The 22476-nt window shown below is 52.7% G+C and carries 21 protein-coding genes, 1 pseudogene and 1 riboswitch; of the genes and pseudogenes, 17 read left to right on the top strand and 5 right to left on the bottom strand.

What is annotated here, in order from left to right; all coding sequences use genetic code 11:
• Nucleotides 1–114: 114 nt before the first annotated feature.
• Nucleotides 115–648, bottom strand: coding sequence for a TetR/AcrR family transcriptional regulator (locus ABVF61_RS30965; RefSeq protein WP_353997473.1), 534 nt, complete (start codon nt 646–648; stop codon nt 115–117).
• Between the two features lie 179 nt (nt 649–827).
• On the opposite strand from ABVF61_RS30965, the gene ABVF61_RS30970 reads away from it, so the two are divergent.
• Complete coding sequence (locus ABVF61_RS30970) at nt 828–1802, top strand: zinc-dependent alcohol dehydrogenase family protein (protein WP_353997474.1); 975 nt, start codon at nt 828–830, stop codon at nt 1800–1802.
• A 29-nt stretch (nt 1803–1831) separates the two neighbouring features.
• Nucleotides 1832–2473, top strand: a complete 642-nt coding sequence (locus ABVF61_RS30975) for a glutathione S-transferase family protein (RefSeq protein WP_353997475.1) — start codon at nt 1832–1834, stop codon at nt 2471–2473.
• Nucleotides 2474–2645: 172 nt separating this feature from the next.
• Here the strand turns inward: ABVF61_RS30975 and ABVF61_RS30980 are convergent, their stop codons facing one another.
• Nucleotides 2646–3194 carry a GNAT family N-acetyltransferase gene (locus tag ABVF61_RS30980; protein WP_353997476.1) on the bottom strand — a complete coding sequence of 183 codons (549 nt, stop codon included), beginning with the start codon at nt 3192–3194 and terminating at the stop codon, nt 2646–2648.
• A 473-nt stretch (nt 3195–3667) separates the two neighbouring features.
• Here ABVF61_RS30980 and ABVF61_RS30985 point away from each other — a divergent pair, with 473 nt between their 5' ends.
• From ABVF61_RS30985 to ABVF61_RS31030, 10 genes and pseudogenes are all read left to right on the top strand, one after another.
• Nucleotides 3668–3880 (top strand): GNAT family N-acetyltransferase, encoded by a 213-nt coding sequence (locus tag ABVF61_RS30985; protein ID WP_353997477.1) that lies wholly within the window; start codon nt 3668–3670, stop codon nt 3878–3880.
• 160 nt (nt 3881–4040) lie between these two features.
• The gene (locus ABVF61_RS30990) at nt 4041–4427 is read left to right on the top strand and encodes a Rid family hydrolase (RefSeq protein WP_353997478.1); all 387 of its coding nucleotides are present in this window, start codon (nt 4041–4043) and stop codon (nt 4425–4427) included.
• Nucleotides 4428–4713: 286 nt separating this feature from the next.
• Nucleotides 4714–4928, top strand: a riboswitch (cobalamin riboswitch).
• A gap of 243 nt (nt 4929–5171) precedes the next feature.
• Complete coding sequence (locus tag ABVF61_RS30995; RefSeq protein WP_353997479.1) at nt 5172–5924, top strand: metal ABC transporter ATP-binding protein; 753 nt, start codon at nt 5172–5174, stop codon at nt 5922–5924.
• Nucleotides 5917–6819 (top strand): metal ABC transporter permease, encoded by a 903-nt coding sequence (locus ABVF61_RS31000; protein WP_353997480.1) that lies wholly within the window; start codon nt 5917–5919, stop codon nt 6817–6819. The genes ABVF61_RS30995 and ABVF61_RS31000 overlap by 8 nt, the downstream gene beginning before the upstream one ends.
• Nucleotides 6816–7691, top strand: coding sequence for a metal ABC transporter solute-binding protein, Zn/Mn family (locus ABVF61_RS31005; protein WP_353997481.1), 876 nt, complete (start codon nt 6816–6818; stop codon nt 7689–7691). Before ABVF61_RS31000 ends, ABVF61_RS31005 begins: the two co-directional genes overlap by 4 nt.
• A gap of 301 nt (nt 7692–7992) precedes the next feature.
• Nucleotides 7993–8235, top strand: a complete 243-nt coding sequence (locus ABVF61_RS31010) for a type II toxin-antitoxin system Phd/YefM family antitoxin (RefSeq protein ID WP_353997482.1) — start codon at nt 7993–7995, stop codon at nt 8233–8235.
• A complete protein-coding gene (locus ABVF61_RS31015) occupies nt 8228–8653 on the top strand; it encodes a hypothetical protein (RefSeq protein ID WP_353997483.1) in 426 nt (141 codons plus the stop codon). Before ABVF61_RS31010 ends, ABVF61_RS31015 begins: the two co-directional genes overlap by 8 nt.
• A gap of 188 nt (nt 8654–8841) precedes the next feature.
• A complete protein-coding gene (locus ABVF61_RS31020; RefSeq protein ID WP_353997484.1) occupies nt 8842–9507 on the top strand; it encodes a hypothetical protein in 666 nt (221 codons plus the stop codon).
• A gap of 194 nt (nt 9508–9701) precedes the next feature.
• Nucleotides 9702–10424, top strand: a pseudogene (locus tag ABVF61_RS31025) (transposase family protein); the annotation flags it as partial.
• A 105-nt stretch (nt 10425–10529) separates the two neighbouring features.
• A complete protein-coding gene (locus tag ABVF61_RS31030; protein ID WP_353997485.1) occupies nt 10530–11012 on the top strand; it encodes a hypothetical protein in 483 nt (160 codons plus the stop codon).
• Between the two features lie 278 nt (nt 11013–11290).
• On the opposite strand, the gene ABVF61_RS31035 is transcribed toward ABVF61_RS31030, so the two are convergent.
• Complete coding sequence (locus ABVF61_RS31035; protein WP_353997486.1) at nt 11291–12373, bottom strand: OmpA family protein; 1083 nt, start codon at nt 12371–12373, stop codon at nt 11291–11293.
• 774 nt (nt 12374–13147) lie between these two features.
• Between ABVF61_RS31035 and ABVF61_RS31040 the strand changes: the two genes are divergently transcribed.
• Nucleotides 13148–14575, top strand: coding sequence for an ISNCY family transposase (locus ABVF61_RS31040; RefSeq protein WP_353997487.1), 1428 nt, complete (start codon nt 13148–13150; stop codon nt 14573–14575).
• 19 nt (nt 14576–14594) lie between these two features.
• On the opposite strand, the gene ABVF61_RS31045 is transcribed toward ABVF61_RS31040, so the two are convergent.
• The gene (locus ABVF61_RS31045; RefSeq protein WP_353997488.1) at nt 14595–15218 is read right to left on the bottom strand and encodes a class I SAM-dependent methyltransferase; all 624 of its coding nucleotides are present in this window, start codon (nt 15216–15218) and stop codon (nt 14595–14597) included.
• Between the two features lie 219 nt (nt 15219–15437).
• Complete coding sequence (locus tag ABVF61_RS31050; RefSeq protein ID WP_353997489.1) at nt 15438–15896, bottom strand: MarR family winged helix-turn-helix transcriptional regulator; 459 nt, start codon at nt 15894–15896, stop codon at nt 15438–15440.
• A 158-nt stretch (nt 15897–16054) separates the two neighbouring features.
• On the opposite strand from ABVF61_RS31050, the gene ABVF61_RS31055 reads away from it, so the two are divergent.
• From ABVF61_RS31055 to ABVF61_RS31070, 4 genes are all read left to right on the top strand, one after another.
• Complete coding sequence (locus ABVF61_RS31055; RefSeq protein WP_353997490.1) at nt 16055–17314, top strand: ferredoxin reductase family protein; 1260 nt, start codon at nt 16055–16057, stop codon at nt 17312–17314.
• 63 nt (nt 17315–17377) lie between these two features.
• Nucleotides 17378–17863, top strand: coding sequence for a hypothetical protein (locus ABVF61_RS31060; protein WP_353997491.1), 486 nt, complete (start codon nt 17378–17380; stop codon nt 17861–17863).
• Nucleotides 17864–17929: 66 nt separating this feature from the next.
• Nucleotides 17930–19303, top strand: coding sequence for an efflux RND transporter periplasmic adaptor subunit (locus ABVF61_RS31065; protein WP_353997492.1), 1374 nt, complete (start codon nt 17930–17932; stop codon nt 19301–19303).
• Nucleotides 19300–22440 carry an efflux RND transporter permease subunit gene (locus ABVF61_RS31070; RefSeq protein ID WP_353997493.1) on the top strand — a complete coding sequence of 1047 codons (3141 nt, stop codon included), beginning with the start codon at nt 19300–19302 and terminating at the stop codon, nt 22438–22440. The genes ABVF61_RS31065 and ABVF61_RS31070 overlap by 4 nt, the downstream gene beginning before the upstream one ends.
• The last annotated feature ends 36 nt before the right edge of the window (nt 22441–22476 follow it).

Consider the following 22476-nt stretch of genomic DNA (forward strand, 5'->3'; position numbering starts at 1 on the left):
TCGCATGCGGGCAGTTACAAAGCTGCCCGCATGCGCTTTGCTCTGCGATCCAGGCTAGGTAGGCAAAATCAGGCCAGGTAAAATGTGTTTATCTCAAAAGAACCGCGCTGATCGTTAAGTCAGAAATCCGGACTTCATCACGGAGGCCAGTTCCTTATCGACATTTGTCGCTGTTGGAGCTCCCATGCGCATCCAACGCATCATCGCCCCCTCCACAAGGCCATGAGCCATGGCCGCCATCATTTCAACGTCGCCTTCGCGAAAGACCCCCTCATTCATAGCCTCCAGATACATGTCTTTGATCTGGCTCTGTATGAGCTCTCCAGGTAAATAGCCGTCTTCGTAGACCACGTCTGTTGTCATCGAGAAGAGCCGCAACAACTCACTTCGATCCTTGGCAACATCAAATAGTCCTTCACAGATCCGATCAAGACGCTGCGGGTATTTACCGCCCGCATTCCAATCAGACCTCATGCGGTCGACAAACTCGTCCTCAATCTCTCGGAGCATTGCTCTAAGCAGAGAGATCTTGTTTTCGTAGAACCGATAGACGGTGCCAACAGCGATGTTTGCGTCTTTCGCGATGCTGGCAATCGAGACATGCTCATAACCCCGATGAGTGAACTGATGCAGCGCAGCTTTATGCAAAGCTGCGCGCTTGCTCTCTGGGTCACGTGTTCGTTTCGATGGATTTCTTCGATTTTTCATAAATGAATTATATTCACTAGTGTTGACAGCGCAAGTCCTCGCGCCATATAGCCACTAGTGAACGTTATTCATTAACGCCTTGTATCCTTATCGGAACCTCTAAGCACGAGGATTGAAGAATGAAAAAAGCAATCTACAGACAACATGGAAACGCGGCCGAGGTCATTGAGATCATAGACGCAGAGCCACAAGCGCTGGAGCCAGGCCAATCGCGGGTCAAAATCCTCCGCTCCCCAATCAATCCCTCTGATATCGTACAGATCGCGGGCCAATACGGGATCCAGCCAGACATGCCTGCGGCCGCTGGCATGGAAGGGATCGGCGAAGTTGTTGAAGTCAACGGAGACGGTCACGAAATCGGAACGCTTGTGCTGCTTGCTGACCCTCCCGGCGCGTGGGCGAGCGAGCGTGTATTCCCGACAGAGGTATTGGTTCCGGTTCCGCGGGCAGATATCGATCAGCTCGCCATGCTGACGGTCAATCCGGCAACCGCTTACCTACTGCTCACAGAGTATGTCGACTTGAAAGAGGGCGACTGGATCATTCAAAGCGCGGCAAACTCTGCTGTCGGCCGATATGTAACACAGCTCGCAAAGTCACGTGGTATCAACGTAGCGTCCGTCGTCCGGCGTGAAACAGCAATTCCGGATGTGAAGGATGCCGGTTGCGATGCCGCTTTCGTCGACGGCCCTGACCTTGCTGAACGCGTGGAAGCTGAACTCGACAAAGCACCGGTACTTGCCATCGATGCTGTCGCCGGAGACGCATTTGGCCGCCTGATTGCAACTCTCGCACATGGGGGCACAGCTGTAAGTTACGGCGGTATGTCTGGCGAGCCACTCATCATTCCAGATGGCAACATTATTTTTAACAACGTCTCCGTTCGAGGCTTCTGGCTGGTTAACTGGTTTACCAATGCAGGTCCGGACGAAATCAAACGTGTCTATGGCGAACTGACCGAGCTTGTTCTCAGCGGCCAGCTGAATGCGCCAATCGACAAGATCTTTACGCTCGATCAAATCACCGACGCTCTTGCCCACACTGTCGCGGGCGGCCGTTCCGGCAAGGTTCTCCTGGCCCCCAACGGAATTTGACTTTCTGCTAGGCCCAAAAGGACAACGCCATGACACTCACACTGTTTCATACTCCCGGGACACGTTCCGTCCGCGCTCGATGGCTCATGGAGGAAATGGGAGTTCCCTATGAATTGAAAACATTGGCCTATGACGGGGAGTATTTCGCTTCTGAGGAGTTCCGGAAAATCAACCCCATGGGCAAGGTTCCAGCTTTTTACGACGGTGAAACGTTAATCATTGAGTCGGTCGCGATCATGCAATACGTCATGAACCGCTATGGCCCAACCGAGTTGGATATTCCTTCGGACGACCCTGAATACGCCACGTATCTTCAATGGTTGCACCTTGGTGAAAGCGGTATGTCCGGTTACATCGCTGTCTCATTTGGTCATGCTGCGCAGGTCGATCCCTACAAGGTATCTGAGGAATTCGACGCGTACTGTCGGTATCAGGTCGAAAAAGCGGTCGCAATGTTGGAGGCGCGATTGCAAGATCGTGAGTTTATTCTGGACCGCGGTTTTAGTGCTGCCGACATCTCGACCGGCTACGCCCTGATGTTCGCAGCGGTATGCACTGGAACGACCTACCCATCCAAGGTCTCGGACTATCTGAGCCGAATGATGGCGCGGCCGGCGATGCAGCGCGCTCTAAGCGACATTCCCGCAGAACAATTGTCTATGATCGTGTGAAGCCAAGGAACAGGGCCGTTCTAAAGGGCGGCCTTGTCCAAACCATCCTCGCCAAAATATCGAGAGTCGGCAGAAAAGTGGTGCTCTACGGCTCTGAAATGACAGCTTCATTTCCCTCTAACTGCCGACACTCCAAGCGAGCGCATAGGAGGAATCGAATAGGTTGATACTTTTAATGCTGATTTCGGAGCGACCATTCGAGGATTTTACGGCCAGGCAGAGATGTGAAACCTGGGTCTTTGGCTCCTGCAACGTCCCGAAAGCCAGCTTTCCTTAAAGCGGCGATTGAAGTCAAGTTATCGTCGGCAACGTCTGCGATTAACTGACGTCGTTTGAAATGCCGAAGCGATGCGTCTCGATATAAATTCAGCAGCCTTGTGCCGTATCCTTTGCCTTGAAAGGGCGCACCGAGCCAATAACTCAAGCCCATCCGGCTCGCGTCAATCTCATAAGAACCGATTGATCCAATAAGACTATTTGCGACAACGAGTTCGACTCCAAAAAGGCAAGGTGTTCGTCCTATGTGGTTTTCAAGAGATTGTTCAAACTTCTCATGAAGCTCTTCGATCGAGCAGTCTGACAAGAGCCTGATCCCAGATCCTGGGCGAATTTCTCCTCTGAGCGAACCCGATACTCTAAGATCCGACAAAAAGTGGCAGTAATTTGCCTTGTCTTCGACGCCCAAAGGTCGAATAGAAATGCATCCGTCAGAAACACGCATGCATTTAATCTAGTCTCCAACGGAGCTTGTTGAAAGCGAACATTGTCTCACTTCGTCGACGTTGAATCTCAGCACCCACCCCTTTTTCAGGCCTTGCAATCTTTCATTCAGCCGGCCCGATGCCGGCTGATCGCCCTACACTATTTGTCCGGTTGGTGACTTTTCTGGTTGGCAGAAATCGCGACAATTCTCGCTAGTGACAACACAATTTGTAAGTGGGGCACTTTCTATCCCGAACCGCAACAAAAGCGCTAAGTTGCCTGAGTTTCGAGAGCCGTGTTTTGAGCAGAACCTTCTCCCATTTGAGTTTTAAGGAACGCAACTACCTGGCATAACAGCGAGTTTGCCGATGGCTACTGGGCGAGGACCGCCAATCACATGGCATGCGATGACGACGACCCGCCGACACTGTCATCGACCTGTCTTGTCCCGAGAGTATGGGCTGCCCACCAACAACCATTGAGAGGCACAACATGCTAGAAACGGAGCGTCTTCTCCTTAGACGTCCGAATGCATCGGATTTTTCAGCTTGGACCGCCTTTCTTTCTGATGCCGAAGTGACCCGGTTTATCGGTGGACCACAGGACACCGCTGGGGCATGGCGGAACTTGTGCCTTTTTGCCGGCGCATGGAGTGTCCAAGGGTACAGCAATTTTTCTGTAGTAGAGAAAGCAACTGGCCAGTGAGTAGGTAGAGCGGGAGCTTGGTTCCCTCCAGGTTGGCCGGGCAAAGAGATTGAGTGGGCATTCAAACGCGATGTGTGGGGGAAAGGATATGCCACCGGGTTGCTGCCTCGGTGGCATATCCTTTCCCCCACACATGTCTAAACTTTATCAGGACTGGAAGATGGCGCCCGGGTCGGAAATTGGCGGATTTGTGTTTCTAACCGGGTTCAATGGTGCCGGATTGGACGGCAAGGTTTGGGCAGATGTCGCCACGCAAATAAACACTGCGCTTGACCAGGTGTTCGACGTATTGATTGAAGCAGGACTGAGCGCAGCCCATGTGGTGGAAGTCACGCGCTATCACGTGGGTCTGCGCGAATACCTATCCACGTTCCGGGCAATCTGGGCACAAAGAATGTCTGAGCCTTATCCGGCGTGGACAGCTATTGAAGTTGCCGGTTTCGCAACTGAAGGCGTCACTGTTGAACTACGGGTCATCGCGCATCGCAAAGCAGCCCCAAAAATAACCACCGTAACCCATATCCTGGCCGAGCCGTTGATAATGTAGTGCGTGTCCAGGTCGCGAGATACTCGCGATAGGCATCAAATGGCAAAGTAAGGTTAGGTCTGCTACGGCGCGGAGGGCCAGGATCGTGCGACAAGGAATACTGCCATTCGTACGGGTCGCAACGAAAGCTCGCAGTGAGCCCATTTTACCAAATGCTGCGCGGTGCACGAATGGCAGCTTTGAGCCCATTTTGCCCAATGCTGCATTCTGCACAAATGGCTCGCAGTAGCAGAAAACCAGACATTCCAATTCGGCGAGACTGATCATTGACCATTTCACCCGGAAAGCGTTAATTACATTTGATGGTTCTCAATGATCGTTGAGTCGGCGAGATGAAATGGGAACACGGTGAGGTGTAGCCAAAAGGCGCTAAATCCGTGACTGCCCCCGCAACTGTGAGCGGTGAGCGACCCCGACAAAGACCACTGGGCATCCGCCTGGGAAGGTTCGGGAGAGCGACGATCCGCAAGTCAGGAGACCTGCCATCGCGAGTTTAACTGACCCAGGCGGGGTGTCCTGGAGAGAGGCAAACATGTTCGACGCGACTGCGTACCTACATCGACGTATCTCATTGCCCCCGCTGAAGCGGAGGCCGCGATGCGCGAGGCAAACGAACCAGACCAGCCGGAGCTAACGCCATACCGGAAAAGCTTCTGTCTCACCAATTTGAGCACCGTCTCTTTGATCGGCTCTGCCCTAGCTGTGTCTTTTTTGCTTTGGCTGTGCATCTCGGCGGTGCTTTAAATGTCGGCGGTTCTGGAAATCCGCGATCTTGCGCTTGGCTATCCTGAACTGACGCTGTTCCGAGGATTGTCGATGGACGTAGAGCGTTGCTCGACGCTTGCGATTCTGGGTGCGAACGGCTCTGGCAAAAGCACTTTCATGAAGATGCTTCTGGGCTTGATCAGCCCTTTGTCTGGCAAGTTCCATTGGCCAAACGAGCAGCCGAAAGAGATCGGGTATCTGGCCCAAATGACTGAATTTGATCGCCTCTTTCCATTGCGGGTGCGGGATCTGGTGGCGATGGGGGCTTGGAAAGGCTTTGGACTTGGCGGTCGCTTGGATCGCGATACCAACGCCAAAGTCTCATCGGCACTAGATGCGGCAGGCGTGCTTGATATCGCAGATCGGTCTTTGCACACGCTGTCAGGGGGGCAACTACAACGTGCGCTTTTCGCGCGTGTGATCATGCAAAACGCCCCTCTCATCCTACTCGATGAACCATTTGCCGCTGTAGACCAGACCACAGAAGCACATCTTTTGACGCTCATCGACCGCTGGCGATACGAAGGCCGTGCTGTTGTGTTGGTGGTCCATGATCTGTCATCGGTTCTGGATCACTGCGACAACGCATTGCTCCTTGGGAATGGCGAAGCCTGTCATGGTTCAGTCGATGCGATCCTGACGCCAGAACGGCTTGTCGCGCAAAACTATCTCTCCAAAAGCCAGGCATCTTGGATGTTCCGCGCCTCTCGAGAGGATGCAGTGCGTGTTTGAGCTTTTCTCTGAGATGTGGAGCTTTGCCTTCATGCAACGCGCGTTCGTCGCTACTACCGCTCTTTCGGCTTCAGTCGCTCCCGTTGGCGCTTTCCTGGTTTTGCGCAGGCTTTCACTGGCTGGGGAAGCCATGGCCCATGCCATAACACCAGGTGTCGTGATCGGATTTGTCGTCGCCGGGCTGTCGGTGACGTCACTGCTTGTCGGCGGACTTGTCGCCGGGGTTGTGGCGGCTGCCTTGACGGCCTTGTTAGCGCGCAAAACAATCCTCAGAAGCGATGCGAGCCTCGCATCCATTTACCTGATCGCTTTGGCAGCCGGTATTTTCATCCTCTCGGCCGCTGGATCGGCAGTTCCTCTGAAGAGTTTCCTTTTTGGGTCCATCCTCGGCATCGACGACGCGTCTATGATCCTCGTCGGTGGCGTGGCGACCGTCACACTCGTGTCCTTCGCCGTTCTGCTGCGTCCCTTGATCATCAGCACATGTGACCCGACCTTTTTTGAGGCACAGACCAAACGGCCTTGGCTGATCGAGCAAGCCTTCATGCTGCTGCTTGTGCTGAACCTGCTGGCTGCGTTCAAAACACTGGGCACTTTAATGGCTGTCGGCTTGATGATTCTTCCCGCAACGTCAGCACGATATTGGTCAAGCACGATCACCGGGCAGCTTGGTCTATCTTTCTTCTTTGCACTCGCGAGTTGTTGGGTCGGCTTGACTCTTTCCTATCTTTTTCCGGAAACGCCCTCCGGCCCCGCCATCGTACTCACGGCTGGTGGATTCTTTCTGATTTCGGTCCTTCTGGGGCCCTTGGGTTTTGGGGGACGGCGGCGCAAACCGTCCGGCCAAACATCACTATCCCTTGCGCAGACCTCAAAAGAAGAGAAACTTCAATGAACTTCAAGACCACTCTTGCAGCGGGGCTTATTGCTGCCCTTACGGCCTTCCCAGCATTTGCGCACGACATCAAGGTCGTTGCCAGCTTCTCGATCCTCGGTGATATGGTTGAGCAGGTGGTGGGTGACCATGTCGAAGTTACAACCATTGTAGGACCCGATGCTGACGCACACGTCTACCAGCCTTCAGTTGCAGATGCTCGCTCTGTGGCCGAAGCCGATGTCATCTTCGTCAACGGAATGGGCTTTGAGACCTGGTCGGACACACTGATCGCAGAATCCGGTACAAAGGGGACCGTGTATGTCGCCACAGAAGGCATAACAGCGGTTCTAGTCGAAGGTGAGATTGACCCTCACGCCTGGAATGCGCTGACCAACGGTGTGATCTACGTCCAGAACATCGCAGACGCCATGTCAGAAGCGATGCCGGATCACGCGACAGAGTTTCAGGCGAATGCAGCTTCCTACATCTCAACACTCTACGCACTGCACGCAGAAACGCTGCAACGCCTAGCAGCACTCCCCGAAGATCGTCGGACAGTGGTCACCGCCCATGATGCGTTCGGCTATCTCGCCGATGCATATGGCATGAACTTCGTCGCGCCAATTGGGATCGACACCGAAGCCGAACCCTCGGCTCAAGAGCTCGCATCACTGATCACGCAGATTCGTGAAGATGGTGTTGCAGCCTTGTTTGTGGAGAACATCACTAGCCCGGCCCTTGTCCAGCAAATCGCGGATGAAACCGGCCTGAAAATCGGTGGTCAGCTTTTCTCTGATGCGCTCTCCGAGCGTGGCGGACCGGCAACCAGCTACCTCGCTATGTTCGAGCATAACCTTGGTCAATTGCTGGCCGCACTGGAAAGCAGCTAAGTTCCAGAACCTTCAGGGCATCCAACTCGGATGCCCTAACCTACCGAACGGTGTATTCTTATTTTTTGGGCTTCGGCGATCAGCTTTGAATATCCGCTATTCTCGATAGAGCGGTTGTTTGTGATCCTAGTCTAAAGTCAGGAATGTCCGCATAGCGCCAGTTCAAACCGGTCAAAGCGAACGGCAGGTTAACTAAAACGGCCTCCTATCGGAATGGAGCTCCTATTGAGTTTTGAAAAATATTGCTTTTACCCATTTTAGCTAATATGGTGATATTATCTAAATATTATAGGAGCTTGCCATGCGTGCATTCAGCTCAACCGAACTGGCTAACAAGACCGGTGATGTTCTTGCCGCCGCGGCACAAGAGCCCGTCGCCATTCAACGGCACGGCAAATCTCGCTTCGTGATGCTTTCAGCTGAGGAATTCGAGCGATTACAGCAAAAGAGAGAGACTAGAAAGTCTGTCCACGTATCGGAGCTGTCAGATGCCGACGCTAGCGAACTGGTTTCCGCATTGAACGACAGCATAGAGAATGACTGATCCAAAAGGCACTCCGAAAGTCGGAGACCTTTGGGAATATCCTTATCTCTGGGCTTGGCAGGCAGACCACGGAGAGACCGAAGGCCGAAAGGTCAGGCCGTGTGCACTGGCTCTCATCAATCGCAAGCAAGACAACCTGACCGAAGTGATCCTTGTGCCGGTTACCTCAAAGGAACCGGTCCCTGGATCCCATTTCGTTGAAGTGCCTCAAATGGAGAAGAAGCGAGCCAGCCTCGATGAACAATTAAGGCTTTGGGTCATCTGTGACGAATTTAACTCCGACATTCCCGAGCATTCATACTATTTCGAGCCGGGCGGCAAGATCGGAGCATTCAGTATCAAGTTTACGAAACAGGTCCAGGCGGAACTCGTGAGGGCGATCAAAGCCCGCAAATCAGTCCGCATCCTTCGCAGATAGTGAGATACTGCAGACAATTTTTTGTCCAAATGGTCAAAAATATTCCATAATACAAATTATGCGAACAGCCCCAAGTTTGAGACGTGGTGCATGCCTCTATACTTTTTGGCCGTTCTCAGCGCACCAAATACCACTACGTTGATCCGGCCAACCAAAGTTTGAACTTGAACACAATGGTGCCATGTCTCATGATTCCGGTCATGACAGTGAGCGCACTCAAAACCAAAGACCTCTCGGCTCGTCTCACGGACATCTCTTGCCTTAACGATGAAACGGGTCTTCCACGATATTGGGCCACCGTCTGGGCGTCGCATTTCGGAGCGGATCTGCAATCCGGGACATTGAGAAAGAATCTGTCCGCTATTGACGCCCTCTACCGATCTGCCGAACGCCAAATTGGCGAAGACTGCCTCGATCGTCTTCTGTTCGAATTGAACGTTCCGCTGATTGAAAACGTCGCTTCCGGATTTTTCAACGAAGAACGCAATCGTTCCATTCAGTACGGCATCGACACGTCACAGCGTTGGAACAGTGCAAATCGGTTCTTGTTCGACATAATGCAACTCGGCATCGGAGTTGAAAAAGACGACGCCCGGGTCGTATCTGCTCATGCATCACTGGTCCGCCTAGGCATACAACTGAAGAACCTTTCGCCGTCCCCTAAGGAAAAAAAGTACACATGCCCTTCGGGCGTTGCCGTCGGTCGTGATCGAAGAACTTTACGACGTCGCGAACCCGGAAAGCCCGCGCAATCCGTTTCGGACCGAAAAGGCACGTTGGCGGAATTTTTGTATTGTACTCGCAATGCTTCATCAGGGTCTGAGAACAGCGGAGGTCTTGCTTCAACCCGTTAGTGCAATCAAGCACCAGGTTCATCCGGGAACCGGCGAGATCGTTCATTGGCTTAATGTCGACACCAGATACGAGGATGAAGACCCTCGTTGGTCCCGACGCCCGAAAATCAAGACTGAAAATAGCATCAGGCAGATACCCGTCGCACCTGAACTGGCAGAGTACATCCAATATTACGAAAGCTCGTATCGTGGTCGCCAAAGGCGGCCAGGGTATGAACCAATTCGGCCGGGCCTTGGCTGAGCTGAATATCGAGATCCTGTGTGCTAATTCCAGCCAGGCGAAGGGCCGCGTCGAGCGGGCCAACCGCACCCTGCAGGACCGTTTGGTGAAGGCTCTGAGGCTTGCCAGAGTCAGCACGATCAAGGCTGCGAACGCTTTCCTGCCGGAGTTCATGGAGCGCTACAACGCGCAGTTTTCCAAGGTTCCGGCGCGGTCAGACAATCTTCATCGAACGCTCAATGTTGAACCGGATCGGCTCCAGGAGATCCTGTGCTGGAAGGAAAAACGTTATGTAACTGCACAGCTTGCGGTTTCTTACGAGCGCAAGCGGTTGATCCTGGAGGAGACCAAGGTAACACGCACCCTGCCCGGCAAATATGTCGAGACCCGGGAGTTTGCCGACGGTCGTCTTGAGGTACTTTGGAACGGTGTTTCCTTACCGTTCCGCATCTTCGACAAGGATCAGCGCGTGTCACACGCGGCGGTCACCGAGAACAAGCGTTTGGGCGACGTTCTAGCCTGGGTGAAGGAACAGCAAGAGGCCAATCTGCCTCCGCCGAAGGTCAAATCAAACAGCGAGAAAGGCGGATACAAGCGGCGTGGAAGGAAGCCGCCGGGGCGACCGAGTTTGTTTGATGATCCGAATTATGTTGCAAAACGGCGGAAAGCGCAGAAGCGAATTGAAGCTGCTGAATAGTTCAAATTGAATGGTGGTGAGCCCACTATCCGACTCATTCAAGCTGTAATGTTATCCTGCCACTTCGCGGAATGTGTATCGCTCTTACCTATTTAGGCAGCATTAATGAGACGTTTTCTGACCTTACTGTTATGTGTGCTTTCAACCTCCGCATCGGCTCAAAACTCAATAACGCCTTCAAATTCTTCATATGAAGCTAACACTCAAGCAGCGCATCTCTATGCACTGATGATCAAAACCAAAGATGAGCTGAAAATAGAGAGCGGTGAACGTTTGAAATATGCTCCAGAAAAACTATTTCGATCAGCCTCATTACTGCTAGAAGTAACTTCTAAATATTATAAATATAGAGCCTTAGAACTACGAATGGACGGGAGCGCGACACTTTTGGAAGAAAAGCCGTTCGAACAATTTATATCGTGCGCAAACGCCGCAATAAAGCTTGCGGATTTCACGAGCTATTCCGCAATAACTGATGTTGAATTACCCCGCTTAAAGGTACTCTATATCCAGTTTTCTGCGGATTTTGCAGTGTGTGAGCGTGTTCGGACGCCTAAATATTTCCACAACCGATCGGTTCGTTTTTAAGTCAATGCTTGAAGATCATTTTCGTGGCAAGGTCTCAAAAAACCTGCAACTCTACATCAGGCCCTGTCGGGAGGTGAACTCTTCACCTCCTCCCCGTAAGGCTTCCCCGCCCTGCGATATGTGGGGTCTCCGGGCGGTCAGCCTTGCTCCTGCCCTGCCCATTGCACAGCCCTTTGTGACCATTCTAGATAGTGACAACAAGCGTAATGAGGCATGCAGACTTGTCTTCCCACTATCAGCTCGGCTAATGCTACAGAACCATCAAAAGACTTAACCGCCTAATCCAGATACACGTTTTGGGCGCTGCCGTGGTACAAACCACTTATAATATCCGCGCCACCCCACATCGGTGGGCTTGGAAAGGGTCCTGGCATGCTTCGAGGCAGAGGATCATAAATCGTGTCGGTCCAGCTAATCACTGCTGTTTCTATCCAGCGTTGGTTCACAAACAAATCAATCGGATTACTAAAGTAGAGCAGCGTTGTTGTTGTTGAACCGGTTTTTGTCCCTACTGGCTTTGCTCCTTTTTTCACAGCACAATAGTACGTCCGGCAATGCTTGGTTGGCCTCTGTGTATGTGTGACGGTAGTGCTTTTGCCGTTCTGGCCTGTCGAAGTTTCGCGTTGGCGAACAATGTAAAATATGGACAATCGACGCACTGGAAGATCGACATAATCGGGGTCCTCGATTTTCGGCATGCTTGGCCAAGGTTCCATGTAAGGCGGCAGTCCTGGTGTGGACGGTACCGGCTCTGGTGGAGGCGGCGGCGGCTTAATGCGTTCGGCCAGCCTGAGCACAACCGCGCGTTCCGCCGAAGCCTCTGATGACGAAGCTTTGGATCGACTCTCACCGTAAGGTAAGTGTCCAAACCGGTGCGCTGCAACACCGTGCTCAGTTAGAAATCTCCGTACGCTCAGAGTACGGCGTTTCGACAACTCTTTATTGTAGGCCGCATCTCCGCTACGACTAGTATGTCCCTCCAATACGATAAGCTTTCGAGGCAGTTTTTTCACATATGGGACAACTTCTTCTCTGAGAACATTCCGATGGGTCTCCTTAAGGTCTGCACTGTCGATTCCAAATCCTTCAAAGCGCCATATTTTGTGTTCAGATCCCGGATTGTCACCATCATTTGAGGGTTCGATACGCGATATTACCTTGCTATCATCTTTGTTATGAGAAACGTGATTGAGCGCTGTCAAAGTTCGGAGCCCAAGGATCCCGTCAGGGACGAGCCCTGACTGTCTTTGAAACAATTTCAACGCGGCTTTGGTATTTGGACCCAGCAAGCCATCAACGATGAGGTTTGGAGAGGGCTTGACGTGGCGGTTTAGAGCGTGCTGCAGCGATTTAGTATCCATTTGGCAAAATTCCCAGTAATCATAAATGATGCATGATCTTCGGTTGCTAAAACCCTGTCAATAACGTATTTATTCAAGTACTTACAAATTATTATAGAAGTGGGTCTGTTTATTTAAGTAATTTCGAGCCGCTTCTGAAGTGGTTTGTGTTGGGGCGTTTCGGCCAACCAGCCAAAATCGCCGTCAATCCGCACCGAAACGGCTAACCGCCAAGCTGCACCTAAAAATATTCGGTTCTGCGGGCGACCAGCTGCATCAGGGTAATTTAATTTTCGCATGATGCAGTTTCGGATAATGCCAGCCGCTTCACGTAACACAATTACTAATAGTGTTACGTGAAGCAACTCAAGATCTTGCTCGAGAAAATAACTTTTGCTCGTCGTGGCTTGTTTCTCAGTCGACAGGAGACTTGCTGGAATTCTATGAGAAAAATCAATTTGTCCGTTCTCAGGGCTTGAGTGTCTATTCATTGAAATTTGAAACCAAGTAAATATTCCACCCCGCCCGCAAGGCTTCCCTGCCCTTCGATATGTGGGGTCTTCGGGCGCTCAGCCTCGCTTAAGCTGTGCCAGACCACACCACCCGTTGTGACCTTTCTGCCTGGCACAAATCGTGACCATTCTCGATTGTGACAACAATGGATATAGCAGCCATTTAGTAATGCGACACTTGGGCCAGTTAGAGATGCGACACTTCCCGTCCGTCTGACACTGGTCAATGTCAACGTTGGAAGGAAGACTGGCCTCGACACGCCTGAGCGCTGACGGAGCCGCAATGTCTTTGATCACCATGTCGCAGCAAGAACTGAACCGGCTCGAAGCCATCCAGAAGATTAAAGATCGACGCTTGAGCGTTGTGCAGGCTGCCGAGCTCCTGGGTCTCAGTCGCAGCCAGGTCCACCGCCTTTTGCAGGCTTATGACCGTGAAGGTCCTGCGGGTCTCGTTTCAAAGAAGCGCGGCCAACCGAGCAACCGGCGTCACAGCGACGAGTTCCGCAACATCGTCCTGGACCTAGTCCGTGAACATTATCACGACTTTGGTCCGACCTTGGCACGAGAGAAGCTGATTGAGCTTCACCAGATTTCTGTCGGCAAAGAGACATTACGGCGATGGATGACAGATGCCTGTCTATGGACATCGCGCCGAGAACGCAAGCAGCGGGTTTTTCAGCCACGCGGCCGGCGCGATTGCTTCGGTGAACTCGTCCTGATCGATGGTTCGCATCATTGGTGGTTTGAGAACCGCGGTCCTAAGTGCGCCTTGCTCGTTTACATCGATGACGCGACCGGCAAGCTTCTTCATCTGCGATTTGCGAAGTCTGAGAACACGTTCGACTACCTGCAAGCCACAAAGAATTATCTAACGCAATGGCGAAAGCCAGTCGCATTCTACAGCGACAAACATGGGGTTTTCCGAACCACTCATGCCTCAAGCGCGGACAGAACCAGCGGCCTCACCCAACTCGGCCGCGCGCTTTACGAGCTGAACATCTATATTATCTGTGCCAACACCCCACAGGCAAAAGGCCGTGTTGAGCGGGCCAATCGCACCCTTCAGGATCGTCTGGTGAAGGAACTGCGATTGCAAGGCATTGATTCCATTGAGGCTGCCAACGAATTTGCGCCGCAGTTTATCGAAGATTTTAATTCCCGTTTTGGCAAAGAACCTCATAATCCGAAGGACGTGCACCGTCCTCTTGCTGATCATGAGAACTTGGACGGCGCCATGTGCCGGAAGGAAGTCCGCACCGTTTCGCAATCTTTGACGTTGCGCTACGAGAAGGTGATTTTCATTCTGGAGCCGACGGACTACGCCAAGACCCTGCCCCGCCAGAAGGTCATCGTCTGTGATTATCCCGATGGCCGGCTGGAGATCATGCATGAAGGTACAATTCTTCCCTATAGAACGTTCGAGACCTTGCGCTCAGTTCATAGAAGCCGAGTTGTTAAGAACAAGCGGTTGGATGACATCCTGTCAGTCGTTGCCGAGATGCAGGACGAGCGCGAGCAACAACGACGAAGACAACATGGTCCGAGCCGCCAAGGGCAAAAGGACCATATGTTCGGCATCCCGGATGGCAGCGTGAGCAACGGCTACCAGAAACGCGGCCGTAAGCCCGGACGCCGGACGGATTTCACAAATGATCCGGAGTTAATTGCGAAGAGGAAGAAGGCGCTCGCCCGTATGGAGGCGGCTGAATGACTACTTCATCTCACTTCGATTAATCTATCTTTATTGCTTCAACCCAAAGAAAAGAGACATCTTCATTGTCTTGCTGCTCTACGGTGTATTCTCGAATATTGAGGCTATTTTTCCGAAAACAGTCTAGTGTTGTAGTTTCGGAGTTGTGATCGAAGAACATGGGAACGCCGAGCCATTCGCCGGTCCAAGACCCGGCATCTCCAGAACCAAAACTTCCTATGAACGTTGCTCCCGGCTTAAGCCAAAAAGAAATATTTGAGATGAGACGGCACTGCTCCTGCGCTGGTAAGTGCGTCATAGAATAAAATGCAGATATGCCATCGAATGATGATTCAGGAAAATCAAGCTCTGTCATGTCCGATTGTATGAATTCAGCGTCGGGTACATTGATCTTTGCTTTGGCTATTTGTTCTTTTGATCCATCAACACCTATCACGTTGTGACCCAACGAACATAAGTCGCGGGCGACTGGGATACCCGCTCCGCAGCCGAGGTCCAGTATGTTCGCTCCAGTGTTTGGAACACGGTCAACCAGTTGATCGAACCACTTCTGTCGAACTTTTGAAACGCCAAAAAGCTCAAGATACTTGTCGGCAATTCTATCGTATCCGGCCAAGACAAGGTTTTTTGAATAGCTACTCATGTTTCAAGCATAATGGAAAAAGAGATCAATGCCATCCGCGCCCTCACCTCCCTTGCAACCCGGCCCAGCCGGTCGGATCGGGCGCTGACCGCTGCGGCAAATGGCACTGTCGCATTTCTATCGGGCCAGCGATGTCGCACCTCTAAACAGCTTTGACATATCCATGGCAGACGGATAGCGTTCAACTCTTGGGCCAATCTTAGATTGTTAGGCGAGATATCAATCTTCTTTATTTTCCGCGCAATACCCACTTATCTTTTGCAGAATTCGAACAACACTCTCGCGCTCCTCAACTGTTAATTCCTGTAATACAACATCATTTACGCGCTGAACTATGTTGGGTAATTCCTCCGCTTTCGCTCGTCCAGCGTCGGTCAAATACACGAGCAATGACCTTCTACTCTCGGGATCCGGACGCCTCTCCGCATAACCTGCTTCAACCAAAGCATCTACGTTTCGGCTGGTGAAATACTCGGGGAAATTGAGTCGAGCTCCAATTTCCCGCTGATTGATCCCGTCCTGCTGACCAAGCATCATCAGATTGGCAAATATACGAATATCAACTCCGACTTCTTGTAGCTCCATTTTCATTTTTGCGTCGAGTGTCCTCGCAATAGTTTGGATTAAAAACCCAAAGCTATCCTGGCGTCGATGATCTTTTAGCGTGACTTGAGTCATCAGAAAATATCCTCTGACCATCGGCATATCTCCAAATCTTGCGCGCTGCAAGTATTGTGAATTTCGATTTTGCATTTACAAGACTTACATTTGCAAGTAATGCATATGCAAGCTGAATTCGCAGCCGACGAATGACACTCCTCAAAAGGATGCCGATTATGTTGAATCGAAAGGGGCCGATGGCGACCCTCGCCATTGTGCTTGTGTTCGCGGTCCTCCACCTCGCCTTCCCGGCGGCCAATCACAGCCCACGGGCGACAGGAACAACCATGCTGGGCGGCGTGGCATTCCTGCTGATGACCTGCTCCATCATCCTGTCAACGCGAGCCCGTTTCTTTGAAGACTGGTTTGGCGGTCTGGACCGTGTCTATCAGGTTCACAAAGTTTCCGGCGTCATCGCGGCGCTCTTCGTGCTGGTTCATTTCTTCGGTGTTCCAAAAGAACTGCCACCTGGAGCCGACCCGGCCATCAACGCGCTTGTTCCCTCCGCACCGCTTGGGATGCTGGCGCTCATAGCATTGGTCCTGTCGCTTGCGCTCGCGCTCAATCGGAAAATCTCGTACTCACGCTGGCGGCCTCTGCATAAGTTGATGGCGCTCGTTTATGTGCTTGCAGCGGGCCACTTTCTGACGGCACCTGCGGCCCTTTTTGATAGGTTCAGTATCTCGGGTTTCTACCTGACAGCATTTGCGATCCTTGGGGTAATCGCACTTCTCTACAGTCTGTTCGGTATGAACAGACGAACAGCTCATGTCTATGAGATCAGTTCTGTTAAACCGCTTGAACGGGCAACGGAAATCAGCCTGTCCGCACTTGGCAAACCGATCGACTTCAAGCCCGGTCAGTTCGCCTTCGTAGAGATTCAAGGGAAAGGTTGGTCGGAACCTCACCCTTTCACGATTTCCAGCGGTAAGGACGAAGAGGCCCTGAGGTTCACGATCAAGGTTCTTGGTGACTGGACCCGTAAAGTCCGTGAAGAACTGAAATCAGGAGCGAAAGTTAGCGTTCGCGGGCCCTATGGCAGGTTCGATACGGACGCTGCCGGCACCAAACAGATCTGGCTGGCCGGCGGCATCGGTATCACGCCTTTCTTGTCCACGCTCCGAAGCATGGAGCCCGGCGACAAGCGTCAAATCTACCTTGTCTATGCATCGCGGGACAAAAACGAAGCGATCTTCCTTGAAGAGCTCACCGAAAGAGCGGCGGAACTCGGCAACATTACGTTGGTCCCGCTGTTTTCCGATGAAGGCAATTTTGCGCGTGTCGACATCATGAAATCCAAGCTGCCTGACCCGCTGGATACCTACGAGTACTTCATGTGCGGCCCAAAACCGATGGTCAACGGTCTCATGAAAGATCTGAAAAAAGAGGGCGTCAAACGGGACCGCATTCACACGGAAGCGTTTGAGTTCAGGTGAGGCTTGGCTGATTGCCCAGGCTTGGCATTGCTTCATTTCAAATCGATTAGACCGGATATCACCATGCGTAAGCTTTTGAGTTTTCTTCACGAAATTGGCACGATCATGTATGTGGGCGGCATTCTCTCCCACATTGTGATTGGCATTCTTTTCGCACAGTCATCACCGGAAACGACAGTCGTCGTTTACACATACAAACTCCAGAGCGCCTATATCCTCATTCTTCCCGGTCTCGGGCTCAAGATTGCAACCGATCTGATCCTGTTCTTTTTCTTCCAAGAACGCGCTTGGTGGATGCGGATCAAACTTGGCATGACCGCTTTTTTGACAGTCAATGCATTCGTATTTCTCGTGCCCATGATGCCGGAACTCCTCGGACTTGCTGAGGCCTCCATCCCGGATGGGTCGCTGAGCCAAGCCTTCATCGACCTGGAGCACCGTGAACAGCTTGTCGGCATGTCGAACGTCCTTCCGCTGGTGACGGAAATGATCATGGGCGCCTTTCGCCCGCCGCTAACGCGTTCGGAAAGACAAGCTCAAACAACCTGACCTTAACCCCCGGGCAGCCGGTTCGCTCTTTTGCGTCCCGCACTGCCCGCTCACAAGAGGTGCGCAATGAAATACGCTTGGTGGCGCCGCATCCTGATCATCTTACCTTTGGCAGCCGGTGCGGGTGTGTTTTATCTGGTTGCTTCAAACAAAGAAGCGCCAAAACAGGCGGAGCCGATAGAACCTGCTGTTCTAACGCGTGTGATCACTGCTGAAGAACTGGATATAGCGCCAAAGGTCCAAGGCTTTGGGACGGTCGGCGCCGCACGCGTCTGGAACGCGGTTGCGCGCGTGGCTGGCGAAATCGAATATCTCAATCCGGATATGAAAGAGGGCGCGCTCTTAAAGGCAAATACGGAACTCATCCGCATTTCGCCCCGGGATTACGAACTGCAGATCAAGCAGGCCAAGGCCAACATACGCTTGACCGAGGCGAAGATCTCAGAACTCGAAACCAGTAGGGACAGCCTTGCCAGAAGCGTTGAAATCGAGCTGCAGGCTTTGAAACTCAAGGAGAACCAGCTTGAGCGGATGCGCGAACTCAGGGAACGGGGAACCGTCTCGGATGCAAGCCTGGAAGAGGAAGAAAACACCGTTCTCAGTCAACGGCAAAAAATTCAGGACCTCGCCAACTCGACTGACGTTATCCCATCGCAGATCGAAGCGCAGCGCGAACAGATCGCAGTTTACCAGTCCCAATTGGCTGTCGCCGAGTTGAACCTTGAGCGTGTTCATATCCGTCTTCCCTTTGATGCCCGCATCTCCAGCGTCGACGTCGAAGTGACGCAATATGTGCAAGTCGGCAAAGAGATGGGAACAGCCGATGGTATCGGCTCTGTCGAGATTGCCGCGCAGATCCCGGTCGGCCGGTTCCGTCAATTTATGGATGTCCTCACCGCCGAGCGGTTTGCCGGGGCGATCAGCGACAATACCTTCGCTGACATTGCCGAACGGTCCGGGCTCTATGCTGTTGTCAGGCTGCCTTTCGATCATCTGGAAGCATCCTGGCGTGGCCGGGTCGTGCGCGTGGATGACGGCATCGATCCTGAAACGCGGACGGTGGGCGTCGTCGTTGAAGTTGACAGACCCTACGAAAAAGTCATTCCGGGTCAACGCCCCTTGCTTGGCAAAGGCATGTTTGTGGAAGTCGAGTTGATCAGCGATGCGCTGGAAAACGTTTTCGCTGTTCCGCGCACGGCTATTCAGAATGACAAAGTGTTTGTCGTGGGGCCGGACAATCGTTTGGAATCCAGGCCAATTGAGATCAGCTTTGCTCAGGGTGAGATTGCTGTGATCGGCTCCGGTATGGAATCAGGCGATCAGGTCGTTACAAGCGATCTAGTCTATGCATCGGAAGGCATGCTTCTTGACCCAGTCGAAGATGATGCTCTGGTGGCCGTCCTACGCCGCGAGGCACAAGGAGCGGGTGCAGACCAATGATCCGTTTCTTTGCAGCGCATCCTACGGCCGGAAACCTTCTGATGATTGTTTTCATTCTGGCCGGCCTGCTCACAATTCCGTCTCTCAAGCGGGAAACCCTGCCAAGTGTCGAGCCACGTGAAGTCAGTGTGTCTGTCGCTTATCCTGGGGCCCGCCCGGAAGATGTGGAAGAAGCGCTGTGCCGCCGGATTGAAGACGCCGTCGAAAGCGTCGAAAACATCGCCAAAATCTCCTGCGAAGCCAAAGACAGCCTGGCGCAAGCAACCGTCGAAATGAAGGTTGGCGGCGACCTCGACAGGTTTATCGCAAAAGTCAGAACGCAAATTGACGCTATCGACGATTTTCCCGAGAAGGCAGAACTGCCAACTGTCAGCGAGCTTGGGACGACCGAATTCGTTGCGTCTGTGGCCCTTACCGGCCTTTTGCACCGGCCGGACCTCAAGGCATACGCCGTGGAAGTCAAGGAACGTATGTTGCAATGGGGCGGGATTTCACAGGTCAATATTCAGGGATTTTCAGAACACCAGATCCGGATTGAACTCTCGGAGATGAAGCTCAGGCAGATCGGTCTCAGCGCGTCGGCCGTTGCAGCCAAGATCGCCGAGCAGAGTGTCGATCTTCCGGCAGGTGACCTTGAAAGTTTTGCAGGGCGTGTTTCGCTCCGGTTCAATGACGAGCGCCGCCGGGCATATGATTTCGCCGGGATTGTGATTGCTTCAAGCCCTGATGGCGGCGTGGTGCGGTTGTCGGACATCGCCGTCATTACGGATCGTTTCAATCTCGACGAGGACGTGATCGAGTTCAATGGTCAGCCCGCTGCGCTTCTCGAAATCTCCAAAACACGATCGGAAGATATTCTCAACGTTGTCGGGGCAGTGAAATCGTTCATTGAGAGAGAGCAGGCCATCGCTCCGCCGGGCGTGCGCCTGATCCTTTCAAACGACAACTCGGCAATCGTTGAAGACCGTCTCCGGCTGCTCGTTGAAAACGGCCTTCAAGGCCTGGCGCTTGTCTTCCTGATGATGTGGCTCTTTTTCGGCTTTCGCTACTCGTTCTGGGTGACGATGGGCTTGCCGGTGTCCTTCCTGGGGGCCTTGGCGATCATGTATGTGTTCGACTTTTCTTTGAACATGATGTCCATGCTCGGGCTGCTGATCGCCACGGGATTGTTGATGGACGATGCCATCGTGATTTCCGAAAACATCGCCGCGCAACGTGAGAAGGGCAAATCAGCACTCGAAGCGGCGGTGGATGGCGCAACTCAGGTGTTTCCAAGCATCCTGTCCTCGTTCTTAACCACGGCGATGGTGCTTGGCTCTCTTATCTTCCTGAGCGGAGATACCGGAGAAGTTTTGAGGGTTGTTCCCATCGTAATGCTGTTCGTGCTGACGGTTTCCCTGGCCGAGGCGTTTTTGATCCTGCCGCGCCACTTGCTGCACTCTCTTGAGCAGAGCGGAACACAGACATCCCGGCTTCGGGTCTTCGTCGACAGATCGATGGAATGGCTGCGTGAAGGTCCCGTTGGCTTCCTCATCGACCTGTCGATGCGTTGGCGCTACGTCAGTGTCGGGAGCGCGCTTGCGCTGCTGATGATCGCCATCAGTATGTTCGCTGGAGGCATTTTGAAGTTCTCGGTCTTTCCGGACCTTGATGGAGATGTTGTCGAGGCGCGCATTCTTCTCCCGCAAGGAACACCTTTGCAACGAACCGAAGACGTTGTTGCTACGGCCAAAGAAGCGTTGAACCGGCTCAATGAGCGGCTTTCTCCAGGCCAGCCGGATGGGGTCGATCTGGTGCGCCACGTAACGGTTCAGTACAACAAGAATGTCGATGCCCATGAAACCGGAAGCCATATTGCGACCGTAACAGCAGATTTGCTCGGTGCGCAGGAGCGGACCGTTTCCTCGGATGATTTCGTTGCGATTTGGCGCGAGGAAGTCGGACAACTGCCCGATGTTCTCAGCCTTAAATTCACCGAGACTGTCATCGGGCCGGGCGGCCAAGCGATTGAGATACGCTTGCAGGGACGCGATCTTGAAGAACTGAAATCTGCCTCACGCGACCTGCAAGCCTGGATGAATTCTTATGCTGGGGTGACCAACCTCTCAGATGATTTGAGGCCGGGTAAGCAAGAAATCCGCATGCAAGCTACAAAGGAGGCCGCGTCTCTTGGCCTTTCCGCGCGGGAGATCGCTGATCAGTTGCGGACATCGTTTTTTGGCACAACCGTAACAGAAATCCAGGTGGGGCCTGAATCTTATGAAATTGACGTCAGGCTCGCACTGAGCGACCGGGACAGCCTCGCCGATTTGGACAATTTTCCGATCCGGACGGTAAGCGGCCAGATGGTCCCACTCAGAAATGTTGCCAAATTAACCAGCGGCCGCGGATACGCGCGCATCAATCGGCATCAAAGACTTCGCACCGTAACAGTTGAAGGGGATGTCGATCACCAAATTGCAAACGCAAATGCGATCTTGGCTGATGCAAAAGAAGCCTTCTTCCCCGAACTGCAAAAGCAATATCCCAATTTAGTAATCGAATTCGGCGGTCAGGATGAAGAAGGCGCCAAAACACAGCAATCGATGATGACGGGGTTCCTGATCGGCATGATCGGCGTCTTCATCATGCTGAGCTTTCAGTTTCGGAGCTATGTCGAGCCTATAGTCGTCATGATCATCATTCCGCTTTCGTTTACCGGCGTGATCTTCGGACATATTGCCATGGGGCTGGACTTCACCATGCCGAGCCTTTTGGGTTTTATCGCCATGGCCGGCGTTGTGGTCAACAACTCGATCCTGCTGGTGAATTTCATCAAGGATCATCATGAGGATCACGAAAGCGTTGCCGTAGCTGCCCCCATAGCCGCACGCGCCCGGTTCAGGGCGATCCTGATTACAACCCTGACAACGGTTGCAGGCATGCTGCCGCTGCTGACCGAAACAAGCCTGCAGGCGCAAATCCTAATCCCGATGGTCGCGAGCCTGACCTTCGGATTGATTGCGTCCGTCATAATGGTGTTGTTCGTCGTTCCGGCCATCTACGCGATTGTCGATGATTTCGGCCTGAGTTCTCTGGAGCCGCCAGTTGATCAGGACACAAACAGCAAATCGGAAATCGTGCACGATCCGATTTGATCCTTCGATGAAAACAGAGAAAACACTCAACGCTAC

Origin of the sequence: Roseibium sp. HPY-6, from assembly GCF_040530035.1 — a bacterium.
Classification (GTDB): domain Bacteria; phylum Pseudomonadota; class Alphaproteobacteria; order Rhizobiales; family Stappiaceae; genus Roseibium.

Excerpts from the sequence above, each read along its gene's own strand:
- ABVF61_RS31020 (WP_353997484.1), top strand. The coding sequence starts at position 8,842 with ATGATTCCGGTCATGACAGTGAGCGCACTCAAAACCAAAGACCTCTCG.
- ABVF61_RS30970 (WP_353997474.1), top strand. The coding sequence starts at position 828 with ATGAAAAAAGCAATCTACAGACAACATGGAAACGCGGCCGAGGTCATT.
- ABVF61_RS30995 (WP_353997479.1), top strand. The coding sequence starts at position 5,172 with ATGTCGGCGGTTCTGGAAATCCGCGATCTTGCGCTTGGCTATCCTGAA.
- ABVF61_RS31035 (WP_353997486.1), bottom strand. The coding sequence starts at position 12,373 with ATGGATACTAAATCGCTGCAGCACGCTCTAAACCGCCACGTCAAGCCC.
- ABVF61_RS31030 (WP_353997485.1), top strand. The coding sequence starts at position 10,530 with ATGAGACGTTTTCTGACCTTACTGTTATGTGTGCTTTCAACCTCCGCA.
- ABVF61_RS31040 (WP_353997487.1), top strand. The coding sequence starts at position 13,148 with ATGTCTTTGATCACCATGTCGCAGCAAGAACTGAACCGGCTCGAAGCC.
- ABVF61_RS31050 (WP_353997489.1), bottom strand. The coding sequence starts at position 15,896 with ATGACTCAAGTCACGCTAAAAGATCATCGACGCCAGGATAGCTTTGGG.
- ABVF61_RS31055 (WP_353997490.1), top strand. The coding sequence starts at position 16,055 with ATGTTGAATCGAAAGGGGCCGATGGCGACCCTCGCCATTGTGCTTGTG.
- ABVF61_RS30985 (WP_353997477.1), top strand. The coding sequence starts at position 3,668 with ATGCTAGAAACGGAGCGTCTTCTCCTTAGACGTCCGAATGCATCGGAT.
- ABVF61_RS31070 (WP_353997493.1), top strand. The coding sequence starts at position 19,300 with ATGATCCGTTTCTTTGCAGCGCATCCTACGGCCGGAAACCTTCTGATG.
- ABVF61_RS31005 (WP_353997481.1), top strand. The coding sequence starts at position 6,816 with ATGAACTTCAAGACCACTCTTGCAGCGGGGCTTATTGCTGCCCTTACG.
- ABVF61_RS31045 (WP_353997488.1), bottom strand. The coding sequence starts at position 15,218 with ATGAGTAGCTATTCAAAAAACCTTGTCTTGGCCGGATACGATAGAATT.
- ABVF61_RS30990 (WP_353997478.1), top strand. The coding sequence starts at position 4,041 with ATGGCGCCCGGGTCGGAAATTGGCGGATTTGTGTTTCTAACCGGGTTC.
- ABVF61_RS30975 (WP_353997475.1), top strand. The coding sequence starts at position 1,832 with ATGACACTCACACTGTTTCATACTCCCGGGACACGTTCCGTCCGCGCT.
- ABVF61_RS30980 (WP_353997476.1), bottom strand. The coding sequence starts at position 3,194 with ATGCGTGTTTCTGACGGATGCATTTCTATTCGACCTTTGGGCGTCGAA.
- ABVF61_RS31015 (WP_353997483.1), top strand. The coding sequence starts at position 8,228 with ATGACTGATCCAAAAGGCACTCCGAAAGTCGGAGACCTTTGGGAATAT.
- ABVF61_RS31065 (WP_353997492.1), top strand. The coding sequence starts at position 17,930 with ATGAAATACGCTTGGTGGCGCCGCATCCTGATCATCTTACCTTTGGCA.
- ABVF61_RS31060 (WP_353997491.1), top strand. The coding sequence starts at position 17,378 with ATGCGTAAGCTTTTGAGTTTTCTTCACGAAATTGGCACGATCATGTAT.
- ABVF61_RS31010 (WP_353997482.1), top strand. The coding sequence starts at position 7,993 with ATGCGTGCATTCAGCTCAACCGAACTGGCTAACAAGACCGGTGATGTT.